Annotated in this window: 26 protein-coding genes, 1 tRNA gene and 1 pseudogene; 16 read left to right on the top strand and 12 right to left on the bottom strand. The window is 56.6% G+C overall.

From position 1 onward, the window contains the following. Positions 1 to 51 precede the first annotated feature (51 nt). A complete protein-coding gene (gene hppD / locus BD293_RS17720; protein ID WP_142084067.1) occupies positions 52 to 1,143 on the bottom strand; it encodes a 4-hydroxyphenylpyruvate dioxygenase in 1,092 nt (363 codons plus the stop codon). 135 nt (positions 1,144 to 1,278) lie between these two features. Between hppD and BD293_RS17715 the strand changes: the two genes are divergently transcribed. The 4 genes from BD293_RS17715 (at position 1,279) to BD293_RS17700 (ending at position 3,412) form a co-directional block, all read left to right on the top strand. Further along, a complete protein-coding gene (locus BD293_RS17715; RefSeq protein WP_142084065.1) occupies positions 1,279 to 1,734 on the top strand; it encodes an Lrp/AsnC family transcriptional regulator in 456 nt (151 codons plus the stop codon). Positions 1,735 to 1,805: 71 nt separating this feature from the next. Continuing rightward, a complete protein-coding gene (gene meaB, locus BD293_RS17710) occupies positions 1,806 to 2,834 on the top strand; it encodes a methylmalonyl Co-A mutase-associated GTPase MeaB (protein ID WP_142084063.1) in 1,029 nt (342 codons plus the stop codon). A 103-nt stretch (positions 2,835 to 2,937) separates the two neighbouring features. Beyond that, complete coding sequence (rpmB, locus tag BD293_RS17705) at positions 2,938 to 3,225, top strand: 50S ribosomal protein L28 (protein ID WP_142084726.1); 288 nt, start codon at positions 2,938 to 2,940, stop codon at positions 3,223 to 3,225. A 110-nt stretch (positions 3,226 to 3,335) separates the two neighbouring features. Then, positions 3,336 to 3,412 (top strand) — tRNA-Arg (locus BD293_RS17700). Between the two features lie 32 nt (positions 3,413 to 3,444). On the opposite strand, the gene BD293_RS17695 is transcribed toward BD293_RS17700, so the two are convergent. The 3 genes from BD293_RS17695 to BD293_RS17685 all read right to left on the bottom strand — a co-directional run bounded on the left by BD293_RS17695 (position 3,445) and on the right by BD293_RS17685 (position 5,044). Next, complete coding sequence (locus BD293_RS17695) at positions 3,445 to 4,437, bottom strand: tyrosine-type recombinase/integrase (RefSeq protein ID WP_170207181.1); 993 nt, start codon at positions 4,435 to 4,437, stop codon at positions 3,445 to 3,447. A gap of 89 nt (positions 4,438 to 4,526) precedes the next feature. Continuing rightward, entirely contained in the window at positions 4,527 to 4,781 is a 255-nt protein-coding gene (locus BD293_RS17690) for a hypothetical protein (RefSeq protein WP_142084059.1), read from the bottom strand. Beyond that, positions 4,778 to 5,044, bottom strand: a complete 267-nt coding sequence (locus BD293_RS17685; protein ID WP_142084057.1) for a hypothetical protein — start codon at positions 5,042 to 5,044, stop codon at positions 4,778 to 4,780. The genes BD293_RS17690 and BD293_RS17685 overlap by 4 nt, the downstream gene beginning before the upstream one ends. 76 nt (positions 5,045 to 5,120) lie before the next feature. Between BD293_RS17685 and BD293_RS17680 the strand changes: the two genes are divergently transcribed. Beyond that, on the top strand, positions 5,121 to 5,795 hold the full coding sequence (locus BD293_RS17680; protein WP_170207180.1) for a helix-turn-helix domain-containing protein: 675 nt from the start codon (positions 5,121 to 5,123) through the stop codon (positions 5,793 to 5,795). Positions 5,796 to 5,907: 112 nt separating this feature from the next. Here BD293_RS17680 and BD293_RS17675 read toward each other — a convergent pair whose 3' ends face one another. The 8 genes from BD293_RS17675 to BD293_RS17640 all read right to left on the bottom strand — a co-directional run bounded on the left by BD293_RS17675 (position 5,908) and on the right by BD293_RS17640 (position 15,020). After that, positions 5,908 to 7,119: a GIY-YIG nuclease family protein gene (locus BD293_RS17675; RefSeq protein WP_142084052.1), complete on the bottom strand. Its 1,212-nt coding sequence runs from the start codon at positions 7,117 to 7,119 to the stop codon at positions 5,908 to 5,910. Next, the gene (locus BD293_RS17670) at positions 7,112 to 9,220 is read right to left on the bottom strand and encodes a DEAD/DEAH box helicase (protein WP_246086341.1); all 2,109 of its coding nucleotides are present in this window, start codon (positions 9,218 to 9,220) and stop codon (positions 7,112 to 7,114) included. Before BD293_RS17670 ends, BD293_RS17675 begins: the two co-directional genes overlap by 8 nt. Before the next feature lie 115 nt (positions 9,221 to 9,335). After that, positions 9,336 to 9,533, bottom strand: coding sequence for a hypothetical protein (locus BD293_RS17665; protein WP_142084050.1), 198 nt, complete (start codon positions 9,531 to 9,533; stop codon positions 9,336 to 9,338). Between the two features lie 4 nt (positions 9,534 to 9,537). Beyond that, positions 9,538 to 10,674 carry a Fic family protein gene (locus BD293_RS17660; protein WP_142084048.1) on the bottom strand — a complete coding sequence of 379 codons (1,137 nt, stop codon included), beginning with the start codon at positions 10,672 to 10,674 and terminating at the stop codon, positions 9,538 to 9,540. A gap of 120 nt (positions 10,675 to 10,794) precedes the next feature. Then, positions 10,795 to 13,533, bottom strand: coding sequence for a class I SAM-dependent DNA methyltransferase (locus BD293_RS17655; protein ID WP_142084046.1), 2,739 nt, complete (start codon positions 13,531 to 13,533; stop codon positions 10,795 to 10,797). Continuing rightward, entirely contained in the window at positions 13,530 to 13,952 is a 423-nt protein-coding gene (locus tag BD293_RS17650; protein WP_142084044.1) for a type II toxin-antitoxin system VapC family toxin, read from the bottom strand. Before BD293_RS17650 ends, BD293_RS17655 begins: the two co-directional genes overlap by 4 nt. After that, on the bottom strand, positions 13,949 to 14,203 hold the full coding sequence (locus tag BD293_RS17645; protein ID WP_142084041.1) for a FitA-like ribbon-helix-helix domain-containing protein: 255 nt from the start codon (positions 14,201 to 14,203) through the stop codon (positions 13,949 to 13,951). The genes BD293_RS17650 and BD293_RS17645 overlap by 4 nt, the downstream gene beginning before the upstream one ends. Before the next feature lie 109 nt (positions 14,204 to 14,312). Next, complete coding sequence (locus BD293_RS17640; RefSeq protein ID WP_246086340.1) at positions 14,313 to 15,020, bottom strand: recombinase family protein; 708 nt, start codon at positions 15,018 to 15,020, stop codon at positions 14,313 to 14,315. Positions 15,021 to 15,448: 428 nt separating this feature from the next. On the opposite strand from BD293_RS17640, the gene BD293_RS23590 reads away from it, so the two are divergent. The 11 genes and pseudogenes from BD293_RS23590 to BD293_RS17590 all read left to right on the top strand — a co-directional run bounded on the left by BD293_RS23590 (position 15,449) and on the right by BD293_RS17590 (position 24,949). Then, the gene (locus tag BD293_RS23590; RefSeq protein WP_142084039.1) at positions 15,449 to 15,544 is read left to right on the top strand and encodes an AAA family ATPase; all 96 of its coding nucleotides are present in this window, start codon (positions 15,449 to 15,451) and stop codon (positions 15,542 to 15,544) included. Between the two features lie 94 nt (positions 15,545 to 15,638). Next, positions 15,639 to 16,016, top strand: a complete 378-nt coding sequence (gene tnpA / locus BD293_RS17630; protein ID WP_142080137.1) for an IS66-like element accessory protein TnpA — start codon at positions 15,639 to 15,641, stop codon at positions 16,014 to 16,016. After that, complete coding sequence (gene tnpB, locus BD293_RS17625) at positions 16,013 to 16,360, top strand: IS66 family insertion sequence element accessory protein TnpB (RefSeq protein ID WP_142080138.1); 348 nt, start codon at positions 16,013 to 16,015, stop codon at positions 16,358 to 16,360. The genes tnpA and tnpB overlap by 4 nt, the downstream gene beginning before the upstream one ends. 63 nt (positions 16,361 to 16,423) lie before the next feature. After that, positions 16,424 to 18,037, top strand: a complete 1,614-nt coding sequence (gene tnpC, locus BD293_RS17620) for an IS66 family transposase (RefSeq protein WP_142080153.1) — start codon at positions 16,424 to 16,426, stop codon at positions 18,035 to 18,037. Positions 18,038 to 18,046: 9 nt separating this feature from the next. Further along, the gene (locus BD293_RS17615; protein WP_142080139.1) at positions 18,047 to 18,343 is read left to right on the top strand and encodes a hypothetical protein; all 297 of its coding nucleotides are present in this window, start codon (positions 18,047 to 18,049) and stop codon (positions 18,341 to 18,343) included. 27 nt (positions 18,344 to 18,370) lie between these two features. Next, positions 18,371 to 19,432, top strand: a pseudogene (locus BD293_RS23585) (AAA family ATPase); the annotation flags it as partial. Positions 19,433 to 19,435: 3 nt separating this feature from the next. Continuing rightward, on the top strand, positions 19,436 to 20,350 hold the full coding sequence (locus BD293_RS23580; protein WP_425467949.1) for an ATP-dependent nuclease: 915 nt from the start codon (positions 19,436 to 19,438) through the stop codon (positions 20,348 to 20,350). Continuing rightward, a complete protein-coding gene (locus BD293_RS17605; protein ID WP_142084036.1) occupies positions 20,343 to 22,187 on the top strand; it encodes a UvrD-helicase domain-containing protein in 1,845 nt (614 codons plus the stop codon). Before BD293_RS23580 ends, BD293_RS17605 begins: the two co-directional genes overlap by 8 nt. A 169-nt stretch (positions 22,188 to 22,356) precedes the next feature. Continuing rightward, on the top strand, positions 22,357 to 22,545 hold the full coding sequence (locus BD293_RS17600) for a hypothetical protein (RefSeq protein ID WP_142084034.1): 189 nt from the start codon (positions 22,357 to 22,359) through the stop codon (positions 22,543 to 22,545). Positions 22,546 to 22,695: 150 nt separating this feature from the next. Then, positions 22,696 to 23,145: a hypothetical protein gene (locus tag BD293_RS17595; RefSeq protein ID WP_142084032.1), complete on the top strand. Its 450-nt coding sequence runs from the start codon at positions 22,696 to 22,698 to the stop codon at positions 23,143 to 23,145. A gap of 733 nt (positions 23,146 to 23,878) precedes the next feature. Further along, positions 23,879 to 24,949, top strand: a complete 1,071-nt coding sequence (locus BD293_RS17590) for a reverse transcriptase domain-containing protein (RefSeq protein WP_170207179.1) — start codon at positions 23,879 to 23,881, stop codon at positions 24,947 to 24,949. The last annotated feature ends 664 nt before the right edge of the window (positions 24,950 to 25,613 follow it).

Genomic DNA, 25,613 nt, shown 5'->3' with positions numbered 1-25,613 from the left:
ATGCGCGGCCTTGACCGCGCGACCGTGGCGCGCGCGGCCTGCCTGCGCCGGTCAGCCCGTTTTCAACACCCCGCGCGCGATCTGATCCGCCTCGATGGATTCGAACAGCGCCTTGAAGTTCCCTTCGCCAAAGCCGTCATCGCCTTTGCGCTGGATGAACTCGAAGAAGATCGGTCCCACCATGGTTTTCGAGAAGATTTGCAGCAGGATCTTTGTCTCGCCCCCGTCTACGACCCCTTCACCATCAATCAGGATGCCGTGCTTGGCCATCAGCTCAACCGGTTCTGTGTGGCCGGTCACGCGCTCATGGCTCAGATCATAATAGGCCATTGGGGGTTTGGGCATGAATTTGATCCCACGCTCGGCGATTGCATCGGTTGCCGCATAGATATCTTCGGTGCCGACCGCGATATGCTGAATCCCCTCGCCGTTATAACGCTTGAGGTATTCGACAATCTGTCCCGTTTCACCCCGGTCTTCATTGATCGGAATCCTGATCCGCCCACAAGGAGAGGTCAGCGCGCGGCTGAACAGACCCGTGAACTTGCCCGCAATGTCAAAGAACCGAATTTCGCGGAAATTGAACAGGCGGCTGTAAAACTCAAACCATGTGTCCATGTTTCCCTTGAACACATTGTGCGTCAGATGATCGAGATAGTAGAACCCAACCCCCTTTGGCTTGGGCGCACAAAGCCAGTCAAATTCGGCGTAAGGATGCGCCTCGCCATATTCTTCGATGAAATAGATCAGTGATCCGCCAATGCCGATGATTGCGGGCACATCCAGCACCTTGCCCGGCCCGGAATACGGCTTGGCCCCAAGGGCAACCGCGTGATCGAAAGCATGTTTTGCATCCACCACGCGCCAGCCCATCGCGGACGCACAAGGACCATGCTCGGCGGCGAACCCCATCGCATGGCTGTCGTTGTCATTGTTCAGCACATAGGTGATGTCGCCCTGCTGCCACAGCTCGATATCCTGCCGCCGGTGGCGGGCCGTGCGGGTGTAGCCCATCGCCCGGAACTGCGCGCGCAGCGTTTCAGGGTCGGGGTGTGCGAATTCGACAAACTCAAACCCGTCTGTGCCTGCGGGATTCTCGGGGCTGATGCTGGCGCGCGGGGCGGCGTGGGGAAACGGACCCATGATGATCTCCTGTTAACGTGACTCTTTCGCAGATCATATCGCGCAGCACATGCGAGGGTTGCGCAAAGATCGACACAGAACACGCCTGCATGCTATGATTTATCAAAATGTCGAAGATTGTCGCGGGAAACACGCATGCTTGACCAAAAAGACCGGGAAATCCTTGCAGCCGTGCAGGAGAATGCAATGCTGACCTCCGAGGCGTTGGGCGCGCGCGTGCACCTGTCGCCCAGTCAGGCCGCACGCAGGCGCCAGCGACTGGAAGCGCAAGGCACGATCACCAGCTACCGCGCGCGCCTTGACCCTGCCCAGATCGGCCTTGGGGTGCAGGCCTTTGTTCAGGTCCAGATGGGCACACATACGCCAGACGGGGCCAAAAGCTTCAAGCGGTTGCTGGCCGCCATGCCACAGGTGATCAACGCATGGACCCTGACAGGCGAGGCTGATTATCTGCTGCGCGTCTGGTGCGCAGATTTGTCCGCGCTGAACACCCTGATCCATGACCGTTTGCTGCCCCACCCCGCAGTCGCGCGCGTGCACAGCCAGATCGTTATGGAACAACTGAAACAAGCCGCCGCCTTGCCCGTATGAGCAGCGCCAGAGGGCTGGACATTTGCCCGCGCGACAGGCCAAACAGAACAACGCGAAAGATGAGGGGCAGCATGGATCATTCAGCCTTGGCAGACGGGGTGCTTTCGGGCGATCGGCGCGCCCTTGCCCGTGCAATCACGCTGGTCGAAAGCACACGGCCCGACCACCGCGAGGCAGCGGCAGCCCTGCTTGAACAGCTTGCAGGGTCGGGGCGCGAGGCTATCCGCATCGGCCTGTCAGGCACGCCCGGTGTCGGCAAATCCACCTTTATCGAAAGCTTTGGCCTGATGCTGGCCGAACAGGACTTGCGCGTGGCGGTGCTGGCGGTCGATCCGTCCAGTGCGCGCACAGGCGGCTCAATCCTTGGCGACAAGACCCGCATGGAATACCTGACCCGCCACCCAAAAGCCTTTATTCGCCCCAGCCCCAGCCAAACCCATCTTGGCGGTGTGGCACGCCGCACGCGCGAAGCGGTGGCCCTATGCGAAGCCGCCGGTTTCGATGTGGTGCTGATCGAGACAGTGGGCGTAGGGCAATCGGAAACCGTGGTTGCGGAACTGTCGGATGTATTTCTGCTGCTGCTGGCACCCGCTGGCGGGGATGAGTTGCAAGGCGTCAAACGCGGGATCATGGAAGTGGCCGACATCATCATCGTCAACAAGGCCGATGGCGACCTGAAAGCAACAGCAACACGGACCTGCGCCGATTATGCAGGGGCCTTGCGCCTGCTGCGCCGCCGCCCGCAAGACCCGGACGGGTTTCCAAAGGCGATGACCGTCTCTGCGCTGGAGCAATCAGGACTGGACAAGGCGTGGTCGGAGATTCGTGACCTGATCGAATGGCGGCGCGAGACGGGCCATTGGCAAACACGCCGCGTCGCACAGGCGCGGCACTGGTTTCATGAAGAAATCCGTCAAACCTTGCTGGCACGGCTGGAAGCGCCCTCGGCCCGCGCCCTTGCAACAAGCTTGCTGCAGGATGTTGAAGCCGGTCAGACGACCCCCACCAAAGCAGCCGCCGCGCTTGTCGCGCAACTCTGGCCCGAAATGACGCCGGATGGTTCGACGGAATCGCTTGACCTTGCGCAAGATACCCCCTAATAGCGCGTGACGAGTTTCGAGGCGCTGCGCAGCAGTGCCCTTTTGCTTTGTGGTTGCCGGGATGTTTTATGTCGGCAAACCCTTTCAAGACGAGGATGAACCCATGTCGCGCCGCTGCGAATTGACCGGAAAAGGCCCGATGACGGGCAACAATGTAAGCCACGCCAATAACAAATCCCGCCGCCGCTTTCTGCCAAACCTGCAGGACGTGTCGCTGCAATCTGAAGCTCTGGGTCGGAGCTTCAAGCTGCGGGTATCTTCCGCTGCACTGCGCTCGGTAGACCATCGCGGTGGCCTCGACGCTTATCTTGCACGCGCCAAGGACGACGAACTGTCGGCGAATGCGCTGAAGATCAAGCGCGAGCTTGGCAAAGCAGCAACAGCCGCCTGATATTGCGGTCTGACGACTTTGAAAGCTCCCGCGATGTCGGGAGCTTTTTTGTATCTTACCGCAGCTTGGCAGTTGCATTCCTGCAGGGTTCGCACTTAAACGAACATGCCGGTCCCGTAGCTCAACTGGATAGAGCAGCCGACTTCTAATCGGCAGGTTGGGGGTTCGATTCCTCCCGGGATCGCCACCACCTTATTAAGCATTTGTTTTTCCTTTGATTTATTGAAGATTTGGAACTTTGGCCAGTTGAGTTGGAACTTTTTGTTCCGTTTTCGTGCTGCTGAGCACCTTCCGCTTGTTGAAGTTGCGAATGTATCGTTCGATCTCTGACAGGCTTTCATGTCCCGTCCAGGCACCAATTTGAGCCGAGGTTCCTTCGGCTTCGGCAAGCGCCCGCGCGCGGCTTTTTCGCAGACCATGCGCCGAGCGGCCACAGACACCCGCAGATCTAGCTTTGGCTGCAAACCACTGGCCTGCGGCCTTCACGCTTCGGGATTTACCGTGTGCGGTCGTCATCCATGTCATGTGCTTGTCTTTCCGAGCGTTCAGTGCCGCATGGAGGTAGCCGAGATCCTCTTTCATGCATTCTGCGAAGTCCGGTAGCGTACGATTGAAGGGGATTGCTACTTCACCGCCGGTTTTTTGCTGACGGAACACAATCCATCCGTCTCGGTCCACGTTGCCGTGCCCTAACCGAACTGCATCCGAAATACGCGCCCCAGTCCAGAAGATTACCTCGAATGCCAGACGTTCCGGCGTGTCGATCGGCCAATATGCTCGGAAAGTCTCGACCTCGGTTTCTGACCACGGAGGATGACCATCTGACTGCGCGACGGGCGCTTTCCTGGCGCCTGTGGTCGGATCCGCGATTTTGTATGTAACAGCGAGCCACTTCCCGAAACCCCGCCATGCTTTCAGGTGGTTATTCCGAGCATGCCCCGTGAACCGCATCAGGTCAGCTTCGATATGCTTGGTCCGAAGGTCGATCACCCGGCCATGCCCGTATCGCTCGCGAATTTCATCCAACATCGGTCGTCTGGCGGATCGTGTGCCTTCCTTCAGACCGACCAGAAAAACATCCGATTTCAGGTACCCCTCTACCGCCAACGCCAGACTGCCGGAGTCTGCCTTTGCGCGTACCGGTCTTGTGCTACCGGCAGCCGCTGCGTAGGCCGCAAGGAAATCAGGGTGGTCCGGGGGGCGGTCAGGCATACGAATCCCCTTTTGCCCCTTGGGACGATAGTAATACCGTACATTCCCGCTCGCAAAACGGCCGGATGGGTTAAGATGTCTCATCCTCGTTAGCAACCGAACGCCTCATCACAGCTATTTCCCTCATTCCACACCTGCCCTCCAATCGTGGGCAGATCGGCAAGGGCGGAATCCAACTCCCACCGCAGCCACACCGCGACGCCATCAGCATTACGGCCGGGCGGGTAGATGCCACTTCTCACCAGCTTGTCGAAATGCCCGGGCGAGTGCCCACAATACCGTGCTGCATCTGCCCTGCGCAAGGCTGCGCCCCAATCCAAGGGAATGCGTACCGCTTTGATCATGGTAGATTCCGCTTTGTTATTTCCCGTTCGCCCGAAGTGCTTTCGAGCAGGCGCTCCATTTGAGCAGGAGTTAGCAGCATCAAGCGCCCCAACTTATGGAAGTGGCCTGTTTCACGAGCCTTCGTTCGAATCAGCCGGGGCGAAACATGAACACCATGTACGCTGAGCTCCTCACTCCATGCTTCCGGCGTTTGACCACTTTTAAACAAATCTGACATTTCTTGCAGCATCCGTATCTTTTCTGCAATTATTGCCATCTGCATGTTGTATGCAACAAGGCTCTGCAATAAGTCAAATAATCGGAAAGTATCTTCCGCTTCTTTCGATCAGGAGGTAAGTATGTCTGGATTTCGCCTGCCGCAAAGCGGTTCTCCCAAAGAAATTGCGCAGGCGGAGGAAGAAGAGGCGCAGCGGCAAGGTCGAGAGTTCATGGTGCAAACGTATTCGCCAAGGAGAGGGGCAAACGAAAACCTCCGTGCGTTTCGTATGCGTCATAAATTGAAAATGAAAGACGCCGCGTCGATGATGGAGGTAACGGCGAGAACTTACAGTGACTATGAAAAAGGCATCAGGCCCGTACCATCTCATGCGCTCGTGAAGTTCGCAATTTTGACAGGTGGAGATTTGAATGAAATTCTACTTGGGCGCGCAAGCAGCACCAAGCCCGAAGCCTTTGGTAAAATCGTCGATGAATTTTTTTCCATCATGGGTTTTTTGAATTTGAAGTATCCCGATATGAGCATGAACACTCGAATAGAAGTGGCGCGCTTCATTTTTAAGACCGATTGGCGAGGAATGCCACATACGCATCCAGAAGTCATTCGTGATGCCGTCCGGATAACCACACGGTATCAATTTCATCCGGAGGACATTCCTGCACCGCCTCATTGGGAAAATTACGATGACCTCAAACTATATTCTGAAGATACCGCCGCGTGGCAGCGAATGATGGCCGAAAATAGAGGAAGACACCTCGGTGATACTTCGGATAGTGATCAGCTGGGTGATCGCTGAACAGCCAAAACCAACTGGTACACAGCAGACACCCATTTCGGGGTGAAACAGTCAGGCGTGTCCGCACATGTCATGACAAACAAATGTTTAGGCCGAGATTGTCGTAGTGAACTTAATCGCCACCGCCCTTGTCTGATCGACGGATGAATTTCGCCTGAGTGGGGTCGTAGACGAAACCGGCAATCGTACCGTCCTTGATTTTCTCGACAGCATCGTTGATCGCGAAGAGCGGTACCAGAAACCATTCCTTCGGGGCCACAGGCCGCCCGAAGCGGTCCAAAATCTCTATATCGAGCCGTGCTGGTTCAAAGATGCGATGGATCAGTTTTTCAAGGCGGGTGCGGTTGATGTTGTACAGCTCATAGGTGGCGACAATCTCGACATTGGCCATCAGGAATGTCGGCTGCAGCTGTGCCCCTGCAATGCGCTTTTCCACGCTCATGTTGGTCACACCGATCTTGTGAACCAGATCGCGGTTCTCGGCCACCCGTGGGTGATCGGATTTGCTGCGCAGCACATAGATAGTACCACTGGCCTCATCTCCGTCCATCGTCCGATCAGAGAACAATGGCCCGGCATGCGGCTCGGATATGCGCCGCCCGGCGTCGCCATCTGCGTTCAGGGCACGCTGCAGCGATCGCATCAGCATATTGCTTTCGGTCCCGTTGTCGAAAACCACCCGCAGCCGCGCATCCGTGCGCCCATGATCCGTGAGCTTCATTTCCCCCATTTCGGCGACATAGGCTTTCTGCCCACCCACGATGAAGAAACGGCCGGGCTCGATTTCCGATTTCAGCTCGAATTTCCGTGCCTCGCGCAAGCCGGTGTCAAGTTCCTTCTGCACCTGCTCGAACAGAGGCTTGAAGCGCGCAAAATCTTCACATCGATCACGGCTCGCGATCTCTTCCGCGGCCTTTTTCTCTGTCGTCGATCGGACATGTTTCAGTTCTGTGATCGCTGGCGCTTCAACCTCGATCCCGAGCGCGTCCAGAAGCGCGTCGTCATCCATCTCCTCGGCATCACCCGGCAGCGCCAGTGGCGTGCCACTCAGCAGTCCCTGATGATCCATAGGCTCAATCAGGTCGCGGCATTCCTGTAACTCGGCAATCCGGTCAAGGCGGACTGCATACAGGCGCTCGAAGATGTCGCGATCCTCGCCATGCTGCGGACGGCGGCCGTGCTCATCGACAAAACGCTGAATTTCTTCGAAGCCTGCGATGATCCGCTCTTCGCGCGGGGTGCGGGAAACTTGCTTTTTCGTTTCGACCTCAACGCCCAGCTCGGCCAGCAGCGCATCGTCGTCTTCCGTGAACCCGTTAGCCATTGGCGGCCTCCTGTTTCATGCGGATAAGGTAGGCCACCCCTTCAGCCATTTTCTTCTCCCATGGGTCAGCCGATGTGATCGACGGCAATCGCCCGCGTTCCTGCTTGAATGCCGCCGCTCGTTTGGCCAGCGCGCGCGCCTCTTCCGGGGTGAGCTGAATTTTCTTCGCAGTAATCACCGCAGCGACTTGCCTCAGGCTTTCCTCGCTCATGGTTTTGGCCAGGATCGCATAGGCTTCCCCGAACGGGTTGATCCGGTCGATCAGATCAATATCCAGCTCGCGCACATCCATAGCGAATTTACGCACGCCGTCGATCAGTGCTGTGTTGGCGGATACCTCGCCATCCTCACCGCCTGTCAGCGCGATTTCCTTGGCCTTCTGGGTCAGGTTCAGCGCGGCCACGGCATGTTGGCGCACGGCCTCCTGATCCTCGGTGTCCAGTTCGGGAAACCGCGCGGCGACGATCTTGCCCATGCGCACTTGGGTCAGTTCTTCGGGGACCAGTTCTTCATCAAACAGCCCGCGCTCGATTGTGGTCTTGTCCTGAACGAAGGCTGTGATCACTTCGTTCAGGTCTTCCTGGCAGATGCGCTTGGCCTCCTTGCTCTTGGGTTCGACCAGCCCCTTGATCTCGATCTGGAACTGCCCGCTGGCCTCGTTGAAGCCGACGTTCTCCTTGCCCGGATCATAGCCGCCCGCGCCGTAATCGAACCCTTCGACAGGGCCACATTTCACAGTCTTGGGCGTGAAGTTGAAACGCGGGGCCAGCACCTGCTCCATCAGCAGGCTGGCGGCGATCGCCTTCAGCGTATCGTTCACGGCTTCCGTCACCGCCTCAGCCGCGGCGTCAGGCTCGGCGATCAGGTTGGTGAAGCGCGCGCGCGTTTTGCCCTCGGCATCGCGGGTGGCGCGGCCGATGATCTGCACGATCTCGGTCAGGCTGGCGCGATAGCCGACCGTCAGGGCGTGTTCGCACCAGATCCAGTCGAACCCTTCCTTCGCCATCCCCAGGGCAATGATGATGTCGACATGGTCGCGGGCGTTCTTCTGCGCGGGGTCCTTCAGCGCGGCGGAAACCTTGTCCCGCTTGGCCGGTTCATCATCCACCAGATCGGCGATGCGCAGCACACGCCCCTCCGGCGTCTTGACCAGCTGAAACCCGGTGGCGGGGTCCGTCCCCTGCCAATCGCCCAGGGCATCAATGATGTGCTCGACCTCGCGGTGCTTGTCCTTCGTGCTTTCGCGCGAGTTCACATTCGGGATGTGCAGGATGGTCTTCTCGGACGGGTCCAGCACCTTGAGGATGTCATCCGCATAGGACCCGGAATAGAAGAAATACCCGATATCGAGCGTCTTGAGGTACTTGTAGCCGTTCAGCTGCTCATAGTAGGTGTAGGTGACGGTATCGAACTTCGCCTCGTCCTCGGGCGACAGGACTGCCTCGGCATCGCCGCGGAAATAGGATCCGGTCATTGCCACCAGATGCACCTTGTCGCGTGCGACCAGCGCGCCCAGATGCGTGCCCAGCTTGTTGTCGGGATTGGCCGAGACGTGATGGAACTCGTCCACCGCGATCAGACGATCATCAAAGACCTCGATCCCGAACTTGTCGACGGCGAAACGAAAGGTCGCGTGGGTGCAGACCAGCACCTTGTCGTCGCTGGCCAGGAACTTGCCCACAGCACCGACTTTGCCATCGTCGCCACCGGGGGCGTTGCACAGGTTCCATTGCGGCTTCACCTCCCAATCGGCCCAGAAGCCATGTTTGCTCAGCGGCTCGTCGTTGAAGCTGGACCCAATGGACTTCTCCGGCACCACGACGATGGCCTGACGCAGGCCCTGATTGTGCAGCTTGTCGAGCGCGATGAACATCAGCGCGCGCGATTTGCCCGAGGCGGGAGGCGACTTAATCAGCAGGTATTGCTCGCCGCGTTTTTCAAAAGCGCGCTCTTGCATCGCGCGCATGCCCAACTCGTTCGACTTGGTCGAGCTGCCGTTTGCGGCGTATTTGACGGAGACGGAGGGGACACTCTTTGTCATGTTGTTTTCTTTCTGATGGGCCTGGAACCCCTCGCTTGAGGGCGGGCTCTCAAAACCCAATCAAATAATAATGCCGCACCATGGCCGACGTAACGGTTTGATTTATCATTACTTTCCAAATCGCGCCCTCTCGTCTGCGTCTGCGCAATCAAAACCCGATCAAATGTTTTCCATGTCATCCCCATGCGGGTACATATCCAGCACGGGGGCGGTCCGCATCAGCTGGCCGGATCAGGCCAGCAACCAGTGTCGCGCGGATTACCCGTGACGCCTGCGCTGCGTTCTGCATTGCCCGCATATCAAGCTCGTTGGACTTGTTCGAGCTGCCATTGGCGGCGTATTTGACGGAAACTGAAGGTACGGATTTATTCATCAGCCTACCTTCGGAACAGTTCTACGTATTCATTAAAAACGAACAGCCGGTTGCGGCGTTGACCAGTCACCTCCACCAACACACCATGCACCACCAAATCCGAAATCAAGGCAGACGCCGTGTTCGTTGTGGCGTCGATAATCTTGGCGGCCATGTTCACGTCGACAACCGGGCGCGCATAGAGGTGACGCATCAGCGCATGGGCATTGTCCTGACGCCGCGCACTGAATCTTGGCAGCACATCACGCTCGATCCGGGCCTTCATCGCCAGGATAGCGCGAAACACGCCTGCAGAGGCGCGCGCTGTTTCCTCTACCCCGTGCAGGAAAAAGATCAGCCAGTTGCGCATATGGTTGCCGTGACGAACTGCCATCAAGTGGTCGATATATGCGGTCTTGTTGCGTTCGAAATAATCGGACAGGTAAAGGGCCGGTTTCTCCAACAATCCTGTGGACGCCAGATAGAGTGAAATCATCAACCGCCCCAGCCGCCCGTTGCCATCCAGAAACGGGTGGATTGTCTCGAATTGGTAATGGCCGATGGCGATGCGGATCAGCGGGTGAACGAACAGATCCTCGGCATGCAAGAATTTTTCGAGGTCGCTCATCAGGTCAGGCACATGGTCATGATGCGGCGGGATAAAGGTCGCGTTTTTCAGGCTGACACCAATCCAGTTCTGGCTGAGCCGGAATTCGCCCGGTTGCTTGTGCTCCCCACGCACGCCGGTCAGCAGGATTTCATGTGTCTGGCGCAGCAGGCGGTTAGACAGCGGCAGAGTGTCCAGCGCCGTAATCGCAAAGTTCACCGCGTTGATGTAATTCTGCACCTCGGACCAGTCGTCGCGTTCTTCAGGGTCGAGGTCATCGGCATCCTTGAACGCATCCTCGATATTCGTCTGGGTCCCCTCGATCCGGCTCGATTGGGTGGCCTCCTTGGCCACATACATGCGGATGAAAAAGTCGATGTCGGGGACAAGCTGCGCGAACGCGTTCAACTCTCCCAGGGCACGGTCGGCGCGGCCCAGAAGGTCAGTCAGTTCCGGATCAGCGATGACCCATTCATGGCAGACCGTCGCGGGCAGGAACGCCTTGTAGTGAAAGCGGTCCTCTGTCTGGCCCGCCTGAAATGCCCGGATGTCCATATGTCAGAAATGCCCCTAGTTTCTCCGTTTTGAAAATCCATATGTCAGATCACCGCGCAATGGCAAGCCTTATGTCAAAACGTGGCCTGTATTTGCGTTAACGTTACGCCCTATGTCAGATCAGGCCAGGTCAGCCACCTTCGTCGTCATCTTCGTGTACATCTCGAACAGTTTTTCCAGCCGCTCGGTGTCGTTGCGGAAGCGGCGGCCGATGTAGATGCGTTCCAGCACCTCGTCGTTGTGGTCATGGGCGGCACGCAGGTTGGCGGGCATTTTTTCGGGGTCGTAGAGGTCGGCGATGGTGGCGGGGAAATGCGCCTCGCGGGCCAGAAGGATGCCTTCGGCCGCCGCTGTCAGGTCGGCGCGGTTCTTTTCGGTCAGTTTGGGGACGGGGAAGGTGTTCCAGCCGAGGGTGTTTGAATAGCGGAAATCGGTTTTCAGCTTGCCGCAGACCGTGGCGATCCAAACCAGATGTAGGCGCGAGGCTATAAGGGAAAGGCACCAAATCGGGGCGCCATACATTGCAAGATTGGGAGCAACGATCACCGTGCGATCATCGAAGTATCCGCATGGGAGGAAGTCCCGTCGCTCAGATGACACGCTAGGAATTAAAATCGATCTGCCGGGAACATGTGGCGCATAGACAAAGCGATGCGGAAAGGACGCGGCATCATTCGCCTGTTTCCCCCGGCTTTCCAGACGAACCTTCCTGACGGCCTCAATCCGCTTGCTGATCTCGGGATCACTTAACGCATCGATAATATCCCCATCAACCAACCAAAGGCACCAGCGAGAATCTCCTCGAATGAACTCCTTTGCACCCTCAAGCCTCTTGATTTTTTCGCCAATATTGGGGGAACGCGAAACTATTTCGTCACGCCTTTCACGGGTGAGAATCAGATTTCCGCCATCCGTCGCTTTGTTCCCAGATACCATGGTTGGCAGCCCAGAGATTTGCACGCTTGATTTCTTAACGATTGTGTTGTCGGAAGGCGTCAAATAGGGACCTATATTTTGCACTGCCCTCACGATCTCACCGTCGAACAACCTGACCTCACCCACTTCGTGATTAGAAAGGCCCACCACAATGCAGGTAACGCCCGCGTTGTTGGCAGCGTTATTCCGCCACAAAAACGACGTGTGGGCGAAGAAAATTCTTTGACCTTTGGAGAAAAGGATTGGCCAGAGCATCCCGACCTGCTCGCCTTGGCATATCGAGTTCGTTGTAACAAATGCAGCCGATGCCTTCGTTATTTCGGCAAATTCTGCTGAGCGCACCAACCAGCTAGCGACGTAGTCGAGGTCTTTATAGGTCGGCAAATATCGTTCGAAGATGCGGGCCATATCTTCTTTCTGCTCAGGCGTCTGATTTACGCTACCCTGATAAGGCGGGTTCCCGCAGATATAGGTCTCGCCCCCCTCGTTCGCGAAGTCGATCTGCGCCTGATCCAGCGGCGACATGAACAGGTCATCAGCCTGAAACTTGACCCCCGTCCCTGTGGGTGGGCAGATGGACAGCCAGTCCAGCCGCAGGGCGTTGCCGCAGGTGATCCAGTTCTGCGCGTCCAGCGGCAGGAACTCGGCCAGCGCCTCTTTCTGGCCGCGATAGCGCACGTCGCACTGATATTCCGCGATGATCAGCGCCAGCCGCGCAATCTCGGCCGAGAAATCCCGCAGTTCGATCCCGCGATAGTTGGTCAGGGGAATATCGGTGCGGCGTTGTGGTTCGCCCCGGCGCTTGTTGATCTCATATTCCAGCGCGCGCATTTCCTTGTAGGCGATGACAAGGAAGTTGCCCGACCCGCAGGCAGGATCGAAGACGCGGATCTTGGCCATGCGCGCGCGCAGATTGGCGAGTTTGCGCGCGTTGTCGCCCGCCACCTCCAGCTCTGCGCGCAGATCATCGAGGAAGAGCGGGTTCAGCACCTTCAGGATGTTCGGCACCGAGGTGTAGTGCATGCCGAGGACCGAGCGTTCCTCTTCGTCCGCGACGGCCTGGATCATGGACCCAAAAATGTCAGGGTTGATCTGCGTCCAGTCGAGGCTGCCGATATGGGACAGGTAACGCTGCGCGATCTTGGAAAAGCGCGGCACCTCGGTACTGCCTGAGAAGAGCCCGCCGTTGACATAGGGAAAGGTGTCGGCCCAACGGGGCAGCTTGGCCTCGGCCCGTTTCGGGATGGCCGTGTTCATGGCCCTGAAGATTTCGCCAATGACCTCGTGCGTGTTCGACCCGTCGCGGTTGGCCATCTGGTCGATGGTGGCGGTGAACAGGTTGTCGCTGACGAAAATGTCGGTGTCTTCGGCGAAGAAGCAGAAGATCAGCCGCGCCATGAAGTGGTTCATGTCATGGCGTTTTTCCGCGCTGCCCCAGTCGGGGTTGTCCTTGATCAGCTCGACATAAAGCCGGTTGAGGCGGCTGGTGGCGCGAATGTCAAAGGCGCTTTCGCGGATCTGCTTGACGGTGGAGATACCAGCGAGCGGCAGGAAGAAGCCGAAATGGTCAGGGAAATCGGTGTAGCGGCAGGCGATGGTTTCGCCGCTCGTGATATCCTCGGCCTCAAGGTCGATGCCATCGGTGGCAAGGATGAACTTCGCCTTGGCGCGGGTGGTGGCGGGGCTGTCGCGCAGCGCAGTGAGGGTGGCCGCGATGTCGCCCGGCGCGCAGGTTTTCAGGTGGATGTTGTTGGTCTGAAGGATGCCGCCAATGTCGGACTTGTTGGACGCGCCCGTGCGCAGACGCTTTATTGTGGTCTCTTTGTTGCCGAAGGCGGTGAGAAAGGCATAGGGAAATTCGGCCGCATCAAACGGCTGCTCGGCAAGTTCGGAAACGGCTTGTTCGATTTCAACGGCGTTCATTCGGCAGTCCAGGGGTTGATCAGGTCGATGCCACAGCCTTCAAAGTCAGGCGTGTTGCGGGTGGCGACCGGGGCGTTATGAGCCCGCGCAATGGCGGCAATCTGACAATCCGCCTGCGAGATCGGCTTGCCATCACTGCGACGGCTGGCAGCGATATCCGCATAAGTACGCGCAGCAGCACTGTCGAAAGGCAGGATGCGCACGGCCATATCGTCGCGCAGGATGCGGTCAATCGCATTCGCCAGCCCATCGCGGCGCTTGCCATTCGCCATGATGGCCACGCCGTAGCGCAGCTCGGATTCGGAAATCGCGGTCAGATAAATGCTGAGGCCGTCCTGCGCGCCCAACCATGCCTCAACGGCGGGTTCAGGAGCCGGGCGCAACAGCTCAGATATGACATTGGTATCGATGATGATCATTTTAAGGGGCGATCAAAAGCAGGTGGCTCTCGCATTGGCTCACGCGGCGGCAGGTCCAGATCAGCACCGCCCATTGGGGCAACGCGCGCGCGGATCGAAGCAGCCAGATTGTGTGCGGGCTTCCCCTCCCCCACGACCTGGCGCAGAATATCACGCGCCTCTTCCTCCATGGAGCGCCCATGTTCAGCCGCACGGATGCGCAGACGACGTTTGATCGAATCGTCCAGATTCCTGATTGTAATGCTGGCCATGACGTCCTCCGGCTATGCCCACACGGTAAGCACTGACTTCATTGCTATCAAGCTTTTCTCGCATAAATGCGGTTCGGTATATAGAGAAGGTCGAGCAGCCCGGATCATATCATAAGGCATTTTGACGGTGCCGCTTGACGATATCGGAGACGGTGTTTTTCGAAATGCCGAGATCGCGGGCGATCCATCGGTATGACCGTCCGTCTTCGATGGCCTGGAGAACCTTCGGGGCGAGCTTGTCAGACTTGGGTCGTTGTCCTGGCTGTCGGCCAAGTTTTTTTCCGCGCGCCCGTGCTGCGGCAAGGCCGGATTTCACACGCTCGCTGAGAAGATCGCGCTCAAACTGGGCGATCCCTGCCAGCATGGTGGCCATCATCCGACCATGGGGTGTGTCAAGCTCGAAGGTCATGCCGTTCATAGCCACGACCGAGACTTTCCAGCCTGCGAGCCGATTGAGGGTATCGAGCAGATCCTGAGTGGACCGCCCCCACCGGGAAAGCTCACTGACCAGAATGGCGTCTATATGCCGGGCCTGCGCGAGATCGAGGATCTGATTGCGGGCGGCGCGATTAGCTGAGGCCCCGGAGGCCGTTTCTTTGAACACGCCGACCACGTCATAGCCGCCGCGTTCTGCAAATGCGGTCAGTTCCGCGACCTGCCGTTCACAGGACTGATCAGAAGTCGAAACCCTGGCGTAGATGGCCGCGCGCTGTCCCAGTTGAACCCCCTCGGATTTTGGCCTTGCAAGCCTTTGATTTTGCTGGTGCGGATTTTGTCCTGAACAGACTAATGACTGACTGGGACTACTACAACCCACACGTAGCCTTCTCAACCTGACACAAGGCTCTGCTATGAGAGGTGCGATGGGCTAATTTCGGGCCCCTTCTGCCGTTCGCACCATCCACCTGATGCCCCTTCGCAGTTGCGGCATGACCGACGCAGAGGGCGGTGAGCCGACCTTCGCTAGGCAGTGTATAAATGACCGGAGTGCGTAAGCTGCGTCCGTTGCCGAGTTGCACCACCTACCGCAAGTTGTGAGGCCGTAATGAGCATCGCAGGGATCTGACCACCGGTGCGACCTGAGCAACTCAGCGGCTTCGGACTGTCATCCAAATCTCTTAGATAGTGCGGAGGCATCGAAGCGTCGGCATTATCTCCTTGCAAGACGCAATCAAATGGCGAAGGCTCGCTTCCATCTAGTCCTCAAGTTGTTATCGTCGGGATGAGTTAGAGAGGCGGCGCTATATGTACCTTAAGAAAATTTCCATACGAAACTTTCGGCGTTTGAAAGACGTCGCGATTGATTTCGAAGAAAAAGAAACCGTCTTTGTAGGCCCGTAACCACCCGATTTGAACCGCCTGCTTCTGGGCGCTTCGCGATGTTATGAGATGTCTTTAACGACGTCGTTAACGACGTCCCTTATTGGAGGCATTGATGCGCGGAGAAATACTTGGGGCTGAACGGCGGCGACGTTGGAGTGATGAGGAGAAGGTGGCAATCGTACGGTCAGTTGGAGTCGGTGGGGCGACAGTGACCCAGATTGCCCAGCGTCATGATGTGACGCGGCAGCAGATCTATAGCTGGCGATACGATCTGAAGAGGAAGGGCCTTTTGCCATACGACCCTGAAACGGTGTTTTTGCCGGTCGAGTTTTTGGAAATGGACCCTGAGGCATCGAGACCTTGTGCGGTTAGTGATGAGCAAGACGGGCGGGTTGAGGTTGTTCTGCGCAATGGCCGGAGTTTGCGCATTGATACAGATGTCGATGCGTCTGCCTTGACCCGGCTGATAAAGGCGGTGGAAGCGGCATGATTGGTCCGGGCACTGGGGTTAGGGTCTATCTGGCTTGCGGCTACACTGATATGCGTAAGGGGATTGCCGGCCTGTCGGCGATTGCACAGGATGTGCTACGCCAGCGCCCTGCGAGCGGCGCAGTCTTTGCATTCCGTGGGCGTCGGGGAGATAGGATAAAGCTGCTGTTTTGGGACGGACAGGGATTTTGTCTGTATTATAAAGTTCTCTCGAAGGGGCGTTTCCCATGGCCTTCGGCCTCTGACGGAAGCGCGCGTTTGACCTCTGCGCAGCTGGCCATGCTGTGGGAAGGAATGGAGTGGCGAAGGCCGGATTGGGGCGCGCCGCCAGCCCGTGTCGGATGATTTATCTTGCTGTAATTGCTTGTTTTTAGTGGATATAAGGCTTGGGATATGGTATAAATTTCCATGTCCCAAGCAGCGATTTCTCTCCCCAACGATCCGGCCGCTCTGAAGGTGATGATCACCTCTTTGCAGGCAGAGAACCAGAAAATCCTGGCCACCTTGCGCGCGCATGACTTGCTCGTTCAAGCCCTGCGCATCCGGATTGCCAAACTGAAGAAACAGAAGTTCGGTTCCAGCTCGGAAAAGATCGAGCGTGAGATCGAACAATTGGAACTCGCGCTGGAAGACCTGAATGTCGCTGTTGCCGAGGCACAAGACACGTCGCCAGATGAGAGTGAGGACGCTGACACGGACGCAGACGCGCGTAATACCACAGCAGATGCGCCAGAAAAGAAGCAACGCCGTCGTCCTAAAGTGTCGCCTGATACCCCCCGCGAACGCCGTGAGCTTGATCCTGGTGACACATGCCCCGACTGCGGTGGCAATCTGCGGGTGGTAGGTGAGGATGTCAGCGAGTTGCTTGATATGATCGCAGCGCAGATGAAAATCATCGAAATCGCGCGCATCAAGAAATCTTGCCGGTGCTGCGAGAAGATCGTTCAGCCACCCGCCCCCAGCAGACCAATCCCGCGCAGCATGGCGGGCCCAAACCTGTTGGCATTCATCCTGGTCTCGAAATACGATGATCAGCTGACTTTGTATCGCCTCAATGAAATCTTCGCCCGGATGGGAGCAGATATTTCCGATACAACGATGGCCGACTGGTGCGGCGGGGCAATGAAAGCACTGGCGCCACTGATCAAGATGATCGAGGACGCAATCATGGCCAGCGATCTGCTACATGCAGATGATACACCTATCCGGGTCCTTGATCGAAGTCGACGAGACAGAGGGCTTGGAAAAGGTGTGAAAAAAGGCCGCCTGTGGGCCTATGTTCGCGACCAGCGCCCTTGGGCGGGAGGAGCCCCGCCGGGGGCTGTCTACCAGTTCGCCCCTGACTGGAAAGAAGAGCATGTCCTGACCCACCTCGCCAAATCCAGCGGCATTTTGCAGGCCGATGGCTACAAAGGGTATACCAAGCTCTATGCTCCTGATCTCAACGGCAAGAGCCAGTTCCGAGAGGCTGCATGTTGGGCCCACCTGAGGCGCGACTTCCATGATGTTTGGATTGTGACGAAATCTGAAATCGCGCGCGAAGCGCTCGACCGGATCGGCGCGCTTTATGATATCGAGCGCCAGATCAACGGTCAGCCCGCAGACATACGCAAAGCAGTGCGCCAGGAAAAAACCAAACCCAAGGTCGAGGCCTTCCGGGTCTGGGCAGAGCAGCAATTAACACGCATCCCCGGCAAAAGCGATCTGGCCAAAGCGTTCCGGTATGGGCTGAGCCGCTGGAAGGCACTTACGCTGTTTCTCGATGACGGGCGCGTGGCCATCGATAACAATGCTGCTGAGCGGGCGCTCAGGCCGATCGGAGTCGGGAGACGGAACTGGTTATTCGCAGGCTCAGATGCTGGGGGCGAAACTCTTGCGCGTGCCATGACCATTATCGAGTCAGCAAAGATGAGCGGTCTTGATCCACAAGCCTATCTGGCAGATGTTCTGGATCGCATCCATGATCATATGAACCCCCGCCTTGGGGAACTGCTGCCCTGGAACTGGAAGCCAAAAACCTGAAGCCGCAGGATGACCACCGTGACTAATCTCTGCACCCTCGAATATGTCGCGGAAATGCTCGGCGAGGACCTCGAGATGTTGGAGGCTGTCATTTGGAATGATGACAACCTCAGTTATGGTGCGATCGTCAGCGTCCACACTGGAGCGGACGAATCCATCACGACCTTAACCGACGATGGTATCGAAGAGCTCAAAGACATGCTCAGCGATGCGCGCATATCACAGGATACATGGCATGCATTCCTCGAAGACTTCGTCGATGACCCCGAAATAATCGCACGCGTCAAGGATAAATGGCCGCGGTAGAAATCGGGCGGTTACGTAGGCCCGAACAATAGCGGAAAGACATCCGCCACCGCCGCGATCAGGAGCTTTCTAAGTAGCCGTGACTTCAAGATTCACGATTTCTCGCTTTGCTCCCTGACGGCGATCAATACATACGACCCTGCTGTTCCGACCCCCCACCCAAGTATCCAGCTTGATCTTTGGTTTCATATTGACCCTGACGCCATTGAGTTTGGAACAGTTTTCGCGTTAGCCACTGACCTCTCGGGTGACTTTACGGAAATTGGTATTCGATGCTCCTTGGAAGTCGAGGATGCGGCCGAACTTTGGACCAAGTATGATCAGGCATTCCCCGTCCAAGAGGACGGGCAACGCAAGAGGAAGCTGGTAGACTTCCTTGCCCTAGAGGGTAATCTTAAGGCGCACTTCAAGACCCGATACTACTCCCTTGAGAATAGCGGTGCGGGCATTGTCCCTACGCCTCTTGATCCAAACGAGGGGAGAAAGACGCTTCGATCATTGCTTCGTGTCGACTTCGTCGATGCACAGCGGAACATCGACGACGAAAATGCCACCCGCAGCAATAAGCTCTCGGAGGCATTTGCTGCCTACTACCAGCGGAATCTGGAGCAAGCCGAAGCCGCCGAGGAAGCAGTCGCGGTGATCGAAGAGAACAACCAGAATCTGACGGCGCACTATTATCAGCATTTTCAGCCCCTGATGGGCATCATTGCTGACTTGGGACTGCCCTCACACAATGATCGAGCGATGAAGATCGTATCGACGCTCAGCTCCGAAGTTGCGCTGCGTGGTAGTGCCGAGCTCTTCTATGTAGACGCTACATCCAGTCATGAGCTGCCCGAGGCCTATAATGGCCTTGGTTTCAAAAACCTGGTCTTCATGGCCATTCAGATCGACAACTTTTACAAGCAGTGGCTTGCAACCGACGAAAATCGCCCGCTGTGCCAGATGATCTTTATCGAAGAGCCCGAGGTTCATCTGCATGCGCAAGTGCAGCAAACCTTTATCAAACAAATGTGGAAGGTACTTACCCAAGGTGCGGGCGACGCGGAGCCGCGTCCGCAACTCACTGTCACAACCCATTCGTCACATGTGTTGGATGCGGTCGACTTCTCGAAAATTCGCTACTTCCGCCGCGTCGAGTTGGATGATGAAGCCACTGGGAACACCTACCCAGGGTCGATCGTCAAAAGTCTGAAAGATTTCCAACCCGACGCAATCAATGTCGGTGATCTTGAGGTCAGTGTGGATGAGGCGCTGGCATTTCTGAAAAAGTTTCTTCGGCTGACGCATTGTGACCTGTTCTTCGCCGACGCTGCAATTTTGGTCGAGGGGGCAGTTGAGAAATTACTGTTGCCAAAGATGATCGATCTGGCAGCAGGCGGATTGAACACGAAGTACATCACCATTCTTGAGGTTGGTGGCGCATACAGTATGCGATTTGCAAAGCTTTTGGAGTTTTTAGGGATTCCGTATTTGGTCATCACGGATATCGACTCCGTTGATCCGAATAACAACCGAAAAGGATGTAAGGCAACGGATGCAGGAGCCGTGACATCGAACGCTTCCATAAAGTACTTCTTCGATGGTAGCGCTCTTGTCTCCGATTTAACGGCTAAGGCTGACGCTGATCATATCCAAGCAGACAATATGCGCTTCGTCTCTTACCAGAAAAAGATCGAGATCGAATACGGAGGTGCTGTTCACGGTTTCCATGGAAGGACGCTTGAAGAAGTTTTTGTCTATGAGAATCATGGGCTTTTCTCTAGTGGCGCGTTGTCGATCGGAAAGGACATACCTGCTGACGCCACAGAGTTTCATCAGGTGGTATGGGAACGGATAAAGAGCTCTACGTTTAAGAAGACTGAGTTTGCCATGGATGTCTTGGCACATGAGCCGGACGATGATGATGCGTCCTGGGTAGTTCCGGAATACGTCGCAGTCGGCTTACGCTGGCTCGAAGGTCGTGTAGGCGATCAGCCGGTTGCAGGAGAGCAAAATGCCTGACCTCCAGCCAACTGAAGCAGATATCCAAATTGCCCAGTGCATCGGTGAGGAGGCATCATTCGCGGTGATAGCTGGTGCTGGCTCTGGCAAGACCACGTCCTTGATTGAGGCCCTCAAGAAAATTCGCGAAACACAAGGGCGTCAGCTGCGAGAGCGTGGCCAGAACGTAGTTTGTATAACCTATACCAATCGGGCTGTGGATGTGATTTCCTCACGTCTGGGATTTGACGAACTTTATACAGTTACGACCCTGCATGGGTTTCTCTGGGGTGAGGTATCTAGGTTTCAAACTCCTCTAAGAGAGGCATTGGCCGAACACGTTATTCCTGCCCATATCGAGAAGGCTCAACTAGACGACAATGGAGGAAATTCGAAAAAGGCGGTTGCTGCACGGAAGAAAATTGAACGTTTACGCGCGGAGCTCGCGGAGCTTGTCGAGAATAATCCGCCTGTAAAATATGAAGAGACGACGGTAAGCGACTACTCGAAATGCGTGCTCAACCATGATGACATCATAGATGTCGCCTCGCACTTAATCACAACGAAGCTGATCCTTCAAAAAGGTCTTGGCTTTAAATACCCTTTTATTTTCGTAGACGAAGCGCAAGACACTTTTCCGCAGGTGATGGCTGCGCTGAACTCTGTTTGCGCTAGGGAAGGTCTCCCGATCATAGGGTATTTCGGCGATCCCATGCAGCAAATCTATGACAAACGCGCGGGAGACTTTGCCGGACCAGAAGGCTCAGTGACAATCGCAAAGCAAGAAAATTTTCGCTGTTCGGTCTCGGTCATCAATCTCCTCAATAAGTTTCGCGACGATGTTGAGCAATTCCCGGCAGGTAAGAATGCGGATGTCGCGGGGAGTGTTGAAATTACTATTGCTCAGGCCCCCGATCCTGAGGGGTACAGAAGAACATACACGCCAGAGCAGCTTGATCATGTATCCGACATTTTTCACCAAGCGCTGGAAAATTGGAAATGGCAAGACATCCCATCTGTGAAGAAGCTGTTCTTGGCACGGCAAATGATAGCAAGGCGACTGAACTTCTCGACGCTCCATAGACTCTTTACTGGTGTTTACTCATCGTCTCGATCGCAATCCGACTACGAAAATGGGACGCACTATCTTCTAAAGCCTTTTGTCGAAGGAATTTATCCTCTTGTATCGGCCTCGATCAGAGGTGACCCAAAACGCGTTCTTGAAGTCTTGCGCCAAACAAGTCCCGCGTTTTCTCCAGGTGGCGTCAACAAGGGAAAATCTCTGAAGCAAATGCTCGGTCGCGCCGACGAGGTTTCCCAAAAGTTGGCTGAGTTGTGGGGCGGGACGACAACCAAGGATATTCTCAAATATTGCGAAGACAGCAGCTTGTTACCGATTTCGGATCGCCTTTCTTCGCAGCTAGGACGTGATACGCGCGATGATTTCGATGCCGAGAATGAGGACCATCAGCGCGACAAGGGAGACTGGCTGGCTGATGAATTCTTCAAAATGGATTGCAGCGAAATTGGCCCGTATGCCGAATTCCTCGATGAAAACTCCCCCTTCAGTACTCAGCATGGCTCTAAGGGCGAAGAGTATCCGAACGTATTGGTGATGATCGACGACATCGAAGCGTCTTGGAATACCTACAACTTTGGGAAAACACTTACTCCTGGCACCGCTGGCGACCCGACTGAGCGTCAAGCCGAGCTAACCCGAAAATTGGCTTATGTTTGTTTTTCTCGTGCAGAAGTGAACTTGCGTATCCTTTTCTTCTCTCTAAAGCCGAAAGCTGCCGGGCAGGAGTTGATTGATCGAGGTTTATTCAAAGGGGAGCAGATTTCTTACATTGATTAAATGGCGCGGAATCCGACTTTATCTCTTTTCTCAACTACTTAGGGCTAGTTACTGCAGTGTCCAACGACTACGGCACAGCTGTTAAGTTTGGTTTCCCCGCTGGTATGGGAAAAATGTTCGACCTCGGGACCAGCCGTGTCTGCATGGTACTTGGGATGGGCCGCTGATCGTGTCCCGAATGACGGCTTTGGACTGGCACCGACCATCCGCCGCTTATGGCTTGAAGGTCGGCTCTGGGCCGGGTGTGTCGATGGTCGACCTCGAAGAGTCGGCGGGTCATGCTGCACCGCCGCAGGGCGGCTTCGTCCATGAGATGCCGTATTGGGGCTCGGCACGAATCACGGCCGTTGTGAATTGAAATCCTTTGCGGTCATATGCCCTGTGACGCCCATGTGTCGCAGGTCGCGGCAAAACGGGGGATTTTGGGCGATTTTTCGGCCCCTGTTATTGACCTTTGATCTCTCGGCTACCTTTGATGTGCCCACGTTGTTTCGACACGAGGTTTCCCATGTCCTTCCGCCCCCAGCGCAGTATTGCTATGAAAGGCTGGTCAGGAATCCTGAAACTGCTCACAGTTGTCGCCCTTGGCATCCTCATCGCCATGGTGGCCTACTTGTTATACCTCATGAACAACACCCTCGATTTTTCCAGCTTCAACGACAGCGCCCACAACGAAGCGCGCGCCGCCTTCCTTGCCAGTCTCGAAGGCCCATCCTGCCTGACACGCGACAGCATTATCGCCGCCGCACAGGCCAGCGACTTTTTAACACGCGAGGTTGACGACCTGTTCAGCTGGTGCCACCGGCCAACAGGCCTGCACGGCTGGATCGGTGTCGAAATCGAGCCTGTCCGGTTCATGTCCAACCGTGACGAAAATACCGAGTTTTTCGGCTTCGACCAATCCGGCTGCTCCGTCCCGTGGCACTATGCATCAGGCGAAGGCACAACCTGCCCCTGATGTGCGCGTCGCGCTTTCTTGTGGTGTCGAGTGGGGCTGAGCGCAGAAAACCCCGTTTAGGATTCTGCGGACGGTTTATCTGCTGAGATCGGTGCTCGCGTCTCTTTCGTTCCGAGATAATAGTTGCCTTTGCGAGGTTGTAGCGGACCATCAGATCTTTGATCAGGATGCCTTGTGAGCGTTGTCCGCATCAGCGACACTGCCCGGTCATGTTCGCTATAGCAAGCATGAGTGGCTGGTCTGGGGAAGCCGCAATGCGGCGCGACGACACCGTAAGTGGCGGCTTTTGGGCCGTACATGGTGCCGCACCTGCAAAGGGAGCTTCCATGCTGCGGTGTGCCTGAATGCCGCTGATGGGCTCGTTTCAGCCTTGCGGCGTTGCAGCATGAGAAACGCCGTCCGACCGGCAGTTGTGCGGACAAAACTGCCGTTCGCTGCGCCCGCGAAAAAAACCATCGCGGTCGCGGCATCACCGACGTGGAGGACTGCGCTGCGCAACCGAAGCGTGCTGATGTCTGCGCAACACCCGCATAGCGTGCTGGGCTGTGGCTGTATCGCCACAGATTGCGGATAAACCGCCCCCCCCCCCCCCCCCCCCGCAGTAGGGACCGGGGGGTATTCTCCCAAGAAAATATGGTAGTATAGAGCTTCATTCCGGTGAGTGTCCGCCCGCAAGAGGTGAGGCCTCCGGTCGAGCAGGACTAAACATGTGAAACGGTGGGACCAAATAGGTTTGCCGCGGCTTCGGCCGCTGAGCGTTGCGCGCGGGGCCGCGCGGCGCGGGGCGTTGCGCTTTGACGCGGGCGACCGACCTACACTGGCAGCCCTCGCAGCGCGGCTCACCAAGATCCTGCCTCGCTCTCCCCGTTGCTATCACCTCAAGGGAACAGGCGGCTTGAAAGCGGCTGTCCGCGCCGCAACGCAGGCCCTGCATCAGTATGGCCCGGCCCCTTTTGTCTATCGCACCGATGTGAAGTCTTTCTATGAGACCGTCGATGCCGAAATCCTCCTTGGCAAGGTCGAACGCCACACGCGCGATCGCAACTGTCTGAACCTCTTGGGGCAATACCTGAACATGAGTGTCGAGACCGGCGGCAACTTTGTTGATGCCCCGCGCGGGCTTCGCGCAGGCGGCGCGCCCAGCCCCGTATTGGGGGCGTTCTATCTTTACGATCTCGATTGCGCGATGGCCGCGCAAAAGGATGTGTTCTACCTGCGCTATATGGATGACATCATCGTCATCTCACGCCATCGCTGGCCACTGCGTCGCGCAATCGCGACCATCCAGCACCATTTTGCCGCCGTGGGGATGGTATCGCACCCCGACAAGACCCTGATCGGCCGGATGGGCCATGGGGCGATGTCGGGTGGTGTAAGCTTCCTTGGCTATCAGCTCAGCCTGTCAGGCCTGAGCCTGTCAGCTGAAACCCTGCGTCGGCATATCGAGAAGGCCCGTCGGCTTTATGAGCAGTGCAAGATCCGTCAGCGTCAGGCTGCGCGGGTCTTTGCAGACGGTAACATCATAGCGGATTCCGCGCCAGCATGGCACAAGAACCGCGCTTATATCACACTCACCCCAGACATGCGAAACCCCACCTACCTCACAGACCGCCTGCGCGCCTATGAGACAAGGTTTCTCATATGGGCAAAAGGAGGACTGAAAGATGAAGTTGTTTACAAAGAAAGACCGGTGGGAGTCAGAAGCAGCGCCGAGAGGATGGCAAGCCCCATTGTCACAGAAGCTCAGCATTTTGTTGGCCGTCTGTATGGCGTCGGCGCCGAGTACCGCGGCGGCGTTCGCTAACGGCGCGAATGCATCGCCGTGGGGGGCGACGTCGTTCCCGGAACTAGCAGTCGGTGGTGCCAGCAGTTGTAGCCTCTCGCCGCAACATAGTCAATATGCCTTTGGGCCCTGGAATGTGGGTTGGGGTGGTGGAGTTGCGTGTACGCGGCATGCTGAGCCTGGGGTCTCCGGCTGGTACTCCGGGGGTACGACAGATTGAGTGGCGGGCCGGTGGGACGGTGATCGAAGTTCTAGCTGACGCACCGAATATTTCTGCGACAATAACTGAAGAAAGCTTAGTCGCCGACTGTGGGTTCGAAAATGTGTCCAACCTGACGTTGTATGCTTCCATATTGGGGCGGGTGTTATCAAGAGATATTTTCACAAAAAGTCTCGCCCCCGGCTGAGCTGTTGGCTGCGAGGGTGTCATCGATTGGCCGATCCTGCGGATCGGGATCATTGCAGGAGAACCACGGCGAGGGGCGTTCAGCGCGAAGACATCCATCTATCGCAGCGGTGAACGCCCCGGGGATAGGAGCCGCGGCGCCCCTGTAGTTTGAAGAAGCTGTGTGTTTGGCCTTGTTTTGCGCGCATCAGCATCACCGAAATATCCCGCACCGGAATGTGCTTCCATCCGTAGTCAGCGCTGTGGCCGCTACATTATACCCAGTCCAAGAACGGTTCC

This window comes from Roseinatronobacter monicus, from assembly GCF_006716865.1.
Lineage (GTDB): Bacteria > Pseudomonadota > Alphaproteobacteria > Rhodobacterales > Rhodobacteraceae > Roseinatronobacter > Roseinatronobacter monicus.
Note: the sequence above shows the minus strand (reverse complement) of the source record. Positions and strands in the feature narration are given on the sequence as shown.